This window comes from Streptomyces sp. NPDC053513 (assembly GCF_044544765.1).
GTDB lineage: Bacteria > Actinomycetota > Actinomycetes > Streptomycetales > Streptomycetaceae > Streptomyces > Streptomyces litmocidini.
Genome location: NZ_JBITXP010000010.1, coordinates 137,214 through 143,913, shown reverse-complemented (window position 1 = coordinate 143,913; position 6,700 = coordinate 137,214). Strand labels below are relative to the sequence as shown.

The following is a 6,700-nucleotide window of genomic DNA, read 5'->3' as shown; positions in this document are numbered from 1 at the left end:
GCGCCCCGCCCGCGGCCCCCCCCCCCCCCCGCCGCCGGGGGCCCCCCCCCCCCACCGCCGCTCCCCACCGGTCGCGCAGGAGAGCAAGGGATCGGTCATGCCCGCAACCGCACAGTCATCGAACATCGGCGAGCCGCTCGACCCGCTCCCCAGGGAGTTCGCCGCCCTGATGAGACCGGAGATCCCGGGCCTCATCAAGGAGATCGGTGTGGAGGTCCAGCGGACCTATCCCGTGTACGCCCACCTCTTCAAGGGGCCTCACTCGGACGCGATCCGCCAGGGCGTGGAGCAGGCGCTCGCGGCCTTCGTGGAGCGGGTCGCGGACCCCGGGCGGAACTCCGCCCTCCGGGACGAGCTGATCCGCAAGTTCGGCCGGGTGGAGGCGTACGAGGGCCGGGACCTCGACACCCTGCAGGGCGCCTACCGCCTCGGCGCGCGCATCGCGTTACGCCGGGCCAAGAGCATCGGACGCACGTACAACCTCTCCCCCACCCTGATCCTGGCCTTCGCGGACGCCCTCTTCGCCTACGTCGACGAGCTGGAGTCCCTCTCCCGCGAGGGCTACCTCATGGTCCAGGCGCGCGCCGTGGCCGATGTGGCGGCGCTGCGAAGACAGCTGCTCCACCTGGTCGTCGCCGGGCCGCCGCTGCCCCGGGCGACCATCGCCGAGCTGTGCAAGGAGGCCTCCTGGCAGCTCCCCGACGAGTGCACCCTGGTGGCCCTCCGCCCGCCGGTCGCCGAACTCGTCCAGGCGGGTCTGGACCGGGACGTCCTGGCCGACCTCAGCCTCCCCGAGCCGCATCTGCTCATCCCCGGTCCGCTCACCGCGCAGCGCCTCGCGATGCTCGACTCCGCCCTGGCCGGCACCCCCGCCGTCGTCGGCCTGACCGTGCCGCCGGTGCAGGCGGCGCACTCCATCCGCTGGGCTCGGCACGTCCTGCGGCTCATCGACGACGGCATCGTGGCGGACGCTCCCCTCGTGCACTGCGAGGAGCATCTGACAACGTTGTGGCTGTTGTCCGATCCGGCCCTCACCGCCCAGCTCGCCGCGCGCGAACTGGCCCCGCTCGACGGTCTTTCCGGCACCCGGCGCGAGCGGCTGGTGGAGACCCTGCGCGTGCACGTCTCCACGCGTGCCCCCGCCGAACAGGTCGGCGAGATGCTGGGCGTGCACGCCCAGACGGTGCGCTACCGCCTGCGGAACCTGGACAACCACTTCGGCGACCGGCTCCTCGACCCCGACCACCGGTTCGCCCTGGAGGCGGCCCTGCGCTCGCTCCACCTCCAGGGCGGGAAGCGCGTGGACTGAGCCGCGCACCCCCTTGGGGGCGGAGGCGTCAGTCGCGGCGCCAGTCGGGGTGCACACGGATCTCGATGTCCTCGGAGGAGGGACCCGGCGCCGGGTCGGCCGTCACGCGCACGCTCAGCGGGCGGCCGCTCCCGGCCTCGACGAAGGCCAGCGGCGGGCGGCCGTCCTGCAGGTACGTGTCGCCCCACCGGATCAGCGAGAGGAAGACCGGCAGCAGGTCCTCGCCGGCTTCCGTCAGCCGGTACTCGTCGCGCGCCCGCTTCCCCGGCTCCTGGTAGGGGGTGCGCGCCACCACCCCGGCGGCCTCCAGCTGCTTGAGCGCCCGGGACACCGAGGGCGCGGAGGTGCCGATCCTCGTGACGAAGTCCTCGAACCTGGTCGTGCCGTAGAAGCACTCCCGCACGACCATGAAGACCGTCCGGGTGCTGAGCAGGTCGAGCACCCGGCCCGCGGAGCACCCGTCGCCGATCGACCACGTGTCCCGGTCGCTCAACCGCTTCTCGAACCTCATCGCCACCCGCCCATCATAACTAATGCTTGCGTTACTCAGCCATGGCGTGCTTGCATCTGACTAACGAAGTCGTTATCCAGATGAGGAGCATGCCGTGGTTGCGGTGGCGGGCAAGGTGGTCGTGGTGACCGGCGGACGGCGGGGGCTGGGAGCCGCACTGGTGGACGAGGTGCTGGCGCGCGGGGCGGACAAGGTGTACGCCACCGCCCGCTCGGCGTACGTCGACGGACGCCCCCGGGTGGTGACCGTCCCGCTGGAGGTCCGCTCGGCCGAGTCGGTCGCCGCCCTCGCCGAAGTCGCCGCGGACGCCGAGATCGTGTTCAACAACGCCGGGGTCCTGCACCCCGCCCCGCTGCTCACGGGCGACGTCGAGCGGGCGGTCGAGACCTTCGACGTCAACGTCCTCGGCCCGCTGCGGGTGGCACGGGCGTTCGCGCCGGTCCTCGCCGCGAACGGCGGCGGAGCGCTGGTGAACATGCACTCCGTACTGTCGTGGCTGGCGGGCGCCGGGGCGTACGGCGCCTCCAAGGCGGCGGCCTGGTCCCTCACCAACTCGCTCCGGCTCGAACTCGCGCCGCAGCACACGCACGTCGTCGGCGTGCACGCCGGATTCATCGACACGGACATGGTCTCCGCCCTCGACCGGAACAAGGCGAAGCCCGCCGACGTGGCCGCGCGGATCGTCGACGGGCTGGAGGCCGGGGCCGCGGAGGTCCTCGCCGACGACGTCAGCGTCGCCGTGAAGGCCGCGCTCTCCGGCCCCGTGGAACACCTGACCTTCCCGACCGCCTGAAACCCCTCACGAAGGAGCGACGAACCGCCATGCCCCTGTGGACCGTTCACCACACGCCCGGAATCTTCTCCGCCGAGGAGAAGCACCGGCTCGCCTCGACCGTCGCGGACCATTACGAGAAGGCGGGACTGCCCCGCTTCTACGTGGTCACGCTCTTCCACGAGCTCCGGCCCGAGGACTTCCACGTCGGCGGGGAGCCCGTCCCGGCCGGGGTCCGCATCACCATCGACCACATCGCCCGGCGCAACCCCGACGAGGACAGCAGGCGCAGGACCGCCCGCTGGATCAGGGAGATGCTGCGCCCCCACCTGGAACGGCACGTGGACCTCCACTGGGAGTTCCACGTCGACGAGACCAGCGAGGAACTCTGGATGATCAACGGCCTCGTGCCTCCGCCGGGCGGTTCGGAGACCGAACGGCGCTGGGCGGAGCAGAACACGGCGACGCCCTACTGACCGTCCGGCGAGGCGACCGCCCGCCCCCTGACGGGCCTCGCGGCGTGGCCGCCCGGCCGGTGGGCGGCGACGGGCGTGGTCGTCCCCGCCGCCCGCCGGCCGCCCTCGCCGTCAGGGCCCCCTCGGCCCGTCCCGTCCTGGACGCGGCCGGCGCACGGCCGGCCGGAGGTCCTCACCCCACGGGGACGGCGATCTCCCGCTTGAGGATCTTGCCGCTCGGCCCCAGCGGCAGCGCGTCCGTCAGCCAGACCCGGCGCGGGTACTTGTAGGCCGCCACGCGCTCCTTGACGTACTCCCGCAGCTCGTCGGGGAGCACCTGCGCGCCGGGGCGGAGCACGACCGCGGCCGCGACCTCCTCGCCCAGCTCGGCGTGCGGGACGCCGACCACGGCGGCGAGGGCGACGGCCGGGTGCTCGTGGAGGACCTCCTCGATCTCGCGCGGGTAGACGTTGTAACCACCGCGGATGATCATGTCCTTCTTGCGGTCGACGACGTACAGGTAGCCGTCCTCGTCGGCGCGGGCGAGGTCGCCGGTGCGCAGCCAGCCGTCGGGGATCGCCGCCTCGGTCTCCTCCGGGCGGTTCCAGTACCCCTTCATCAGGTTGGGGCCCCGGACGGCCAGTTCGCCGATCCCGCCGGGGGCCACGTCCCGGCCCTCGTCGTCGAGCAGCCGCACCTCGACGTCCCGGATGGGGGTGCCGATGGAGCCGGCCTTGCGGGGCCGGTCGGGGTGGTTGAAGGTGACCACGGGGCTGGTCTCGGACATGCCGAAGCCCTCCAGGACCGGACAGCCGAAGCGCCGCTCGAAGCCGTGCAGGATCTCCACCGGCAGCGAGGCGCCGCCGGAGATGCACATCCGCAGCGTCGACACGTCCGCCTCGGACGGGTGCTGGAGCAGCGCCGCGTACATGGTCGGCACGCCCTCGAAGACGGTGGCCCGTTCGCGGGCGACGGCGTCCAGGACGGCCCCCGGGTCGAAGCGCGGGATCATGACGAGGGAGGCGCCGCTGCGGACGGCCGCGCTCATGGTGCAGATCTGTCCGAAGATGTGGAACAGCGGCAGGCAGCCGACCACCACGTCCTCCGGGGTCATCCGCTGGACGTGGACGCTGTTGACCTCGGTGTTGTGCCTGAGCCCGGCGTGGGAGAGCACGGCGCCCTTGGGGCGGCCGGTGGTGCCGGAGGTGTACAGCAGGACGGCCATGTCCTCGTCGTCCGTGTCGGCGACCTCGGACAGCGGCTCGTGCCCGGCCAGCGCCGCGGCGAAGGCCGCGGGTTCGACGGCCGTGTGCCGTACTCCCGCGGCGGCCGCTCCCTGCGCGCCCTCGCCCGGCGCCTGGTGCCACTCGAAGAGCCGCACGGCGCCGGAGTCGGCGAGGTGGAACTCCGTCTCCCGGGTCTTCAGGAGCGGGTTCATCGGCACGACGACCGCTCCGGCGCGCAGGACGCCGTAGTACAGCACGACGAACTCGGGAACGTTCGGCAGCATCAGGGCGACGCGGTCCCCCGGCCGCACTCCCTCGGACCTGAGCAGGGCGGCGGCGCGGGCGCTGCGGTCGTCCAGCTCCGCGTAGGTGATGACCTGCTCCCCCAGGCGCAGCGCCGGGCGCTCGGGCTGTCGCCCCGCCGTCTCCACGAGGAATCCTGCCAGATTGGCCATGACCCGCCTCCGTTACACGGAATCGCCGAATGTTTACATCGTCGACATCTTGCAGTCGTATGGGGGCGCGGCCTATGGCCGGGATGACAACGCACGGCGCCCCGATTTGTTCCCCGCCACAATGTGAGGGCGTTAAGCTGCCGAGATGATCCTTTCGGGCGTGGCGGAGACACTTCTGGCGGGGCTTCCGGAACTGGGCGAGCGGATGGCGCTGCGGATCCGCGCGGACGTCGAGGCGTACAAGGACGAGTCTCTGATCCCCCTGGACTCGCTGCGCGACTCCTGCACCGCCAACGCGGACCTCATCCTCACCCACCTCCGCCTCGGCGGCACTCCTGACGCGAGTTCGGCCCGCGAGACGGGGCGGCTCCGCGCGGAGCAGGGGGTCCCGCTGGCGGACACGCTGCACGCGTACCGGATCGGCTCGCAGTTCCTGTGGACGGAGATCCTCGCCGAGGCCCGCGCCCGCCCCGAGGTCTCCGACGACCTCCTGCTGTCGGAGTCGACCGAGTTTTGGGCACTGTCCGGGCTGTACGCGGAAACGGTCGCGGTGGCCTACCGGGAGGCGGCCGCGGAACTCACCTCGCAGGGGCAGGCGCGGCGTTCCGCCCTGGTGGAGGCGGTGTTCACCGGCATCGTCACCGACCGCACGCTGTGGGAGGCCGCCCGCGAACTGGAGCTGCCCGAGCACGGCCCCTACGCCGTCGCCGCCGCGAAGGCCGGCACTCCCGGCGAGGAACCGCTCACCGGCGCGGAGACGGCGCTGCGCCAGGCGAACCTGCCCTCCGCGTGGCGGCTCCTGCCGGACGAGCAGCTCGCCCTGATCGCCCTGCCCACGGAGGCGGCGGAGACGACGTGCCTGCGCATCCTCCGCCGGACCCGCGCCCGCGTGGGCTTCAGCCCGCGCTTCCGATCGCTGCGGGACACGCCCCGGGCCCTGCGCTTCGCCCGTCTCGCCCTGGCCGGGCTCGAGGGCACCGGGCCCGGCGTGGCCCGCTTCGACGACAATCCGCTGGCGATGGTCGTCGCCGCGGCTCCGGCCGAGTCCGCGCACCTGATGGAGGTGGTGCTCCGGCCGGTGCTCGACCTTCCGGCCGCGGAGCGGTCCCGGCTCCTGCGCACCCTGGAGCACTGGTTCGCCGCCGCGGGCTCGGCCGGCGCCGCGGCGCGGACCCTGTTCGTCCATCCCAACACCGTGCGGTACCGACTGCGGCGCGTGGAGGAGTTGACGGGCCGTTCCCTCTCCGACCCGCGGGCGGCGGCGGACATCGGCGCGGCACTCCTCGCGGTCCGCAATCCGGGGGCGGGCTGAGTCGTTCCGCGTGGAGGTCACCGCTCCCCGCGGTCACTCCTCGCCGACGTCACTCCTCGCCGTCAGCGCTCCTCGCCGTCGTCGCTCCCCGGCACGTCGTTCCCGGTCGACACCGTTCCTCGCCGACGTCACTCCCGTCGACGTCACTCCCGTAGACGCCCGTAGACGTCCCTCCTGCCGACGTCATTCCTCCTCGACGACGTGCATCGCGGCTTCCTCCGCGGACGCGGCCCCGCCCGCCAGGCCGAGGTCCCGGGCGTTCAGTTCCGAGCTGACGGAGTGCGCGCCCTCGTCCTCGGCCATCAGTCGGCCCGCCCGCCGGCCGCCGACCTGGTCGTCCAGGAGCTCCCCGTCGGTGTCCGTCGTGTCGCCGAGGCCGTCGCCGTCCAGGGGGGAGAGCTCGGGCTCCTCCTCCGCCAGGCGCTCGTCCAGGGTTTCGCCACGCTGCCGTTCGGCCGCGGTCACCCCCGTGTGCTGGACCCCGAGGGGCCGCTCCGGGGGTGAGTACCCCTCGTCGAACGGGTCGCCGAGCGGCCCTTCGAGGGTGTCCTCGTAGTCCAGGAGGCCGACGTCCTCCCGGATCTCGCTTCCGTCGGGCTGGTAGACGTCATCGCCCCACGCTTCCGCCTCGGTCATGGGGAACTCCGTTCCTTCGGCGGG

General features: G+C 72.9%; 7 protein-coding genes. 4 read left to right on the top strand and 3 right to left on the bottom strand.

What is annotated here, in order from left to right:
* Positions 1-97: 97 nt before the first annotated feature.
* Complete coding sequence (locus ACIGW4_RS19655) at positions 98-1,309, top strand: helix-turn-helix domain-containing protein (RefSeq protein WP_359587173.1); 1,212 nt, start codon at positions 98-100, stop codon at positions 1,307-1,309.
* A 28-nt stretch (positions 1,310-1,337) separates the two neighbouring features.
* On the opposite strand, the gene ACIGW4_RS19650 is transcribed toward ACIGW4_RS19655, so the two are convergent.
* On the bottom strand, positions 1,338-1,820 hold the full coding sequence (locus tag ACIGW4_RS19650) for a helix-turn-helix domain-containing protein (protein WP_123458866.1): 483 nt from the start codon (positions 1,818-1,820) through the stop codon (positions 1,338-1,340).
* Positions 1,821-1,914: 94 nt separating this feature from the next.
* Here ACIGW4_RS19650 and ACIGW4_RS19645 point away from each other — a divergent pair, with 94 nt between their 5' ends.
* Both ACIGW4_RS19645 and ACIGW4_RS19640 read left to right on the top strand, forming a co-directional pair.
* Positions 1,915-2,613, top strand: coding sequence for an SDR family oxidoreductase (locus tag ACIGW4_RS19645; protein ID WP_399581888.1), 699 nt, complete (start codon positions 1,915-1,917; stop codon positions 2,611-2,613).
* Positions 2,614-2,642: 29 nt separating this feature from the next.
* Positions 2,643-3,068 (top strand): tautomerase family protein, encoded by a 426-nt coding sequence (locus ACIGW4_RS19640; protein ID WP_399581885.1) that lies wholly within the window; start codon positions 2,643-2,645, stop codon positions 3,066-3,068.
* A 172-nt stretch (positions 3,069-3,240) separates the two neighbouring features.
* Here ACIGW4_RS19640 and ACIGW4_RS19635 read toward each other — a convergent pair whose 3' ends face one another.
* Positions 3,241-4,728: a long-chain fatty acid--CoA ligase gene (locus ACIGW4_RS19635; protein WP_399581883.1), complete on the bottom strand. Its 1,488-nt coding sequence runs from the start codon at positions 4,726-4,728 to the stop codon at positions 3,241-3,243.
* Positions 4,729-4,888: 160 nt separating this feature from the next.
* Here ACIGW4_RS19635 and ACIGW4_RS19630 point away from each other — a divergent pair, with 160 nt between their 5' ends.
* Complete coding sequence (locus ACIGW4_RS19630) at positions 4,889-6,040, top strand: PucR family transcriptional regulator (protein ID WP_398711218.1); 1,152 nt, start codon at positions 4,889-4,891, stop codon at positions 6,038-6,040.
* A 183-nt stretch (positions 6,041-6,223) separates the two neighbouring features.
* Here the strand turns inward: ACIGW4_RS19630 and ACIGW4_RS19625 are convergent, their stop codons facing one another.
* Positions 6,224-6,676: a DUF5709 domain-containing protein gene (locus ACIGW4_RS19625; RefSeq protein ID WP_123458004.1), complete on the bottom strand. Its 453-nt coding sequence runs from the start codon at positions 6,674-6,676 to the stop codon at positions 6,224-6,226.
* Positions 6,677-6,700: the final 24 nt, after the last annotated feature.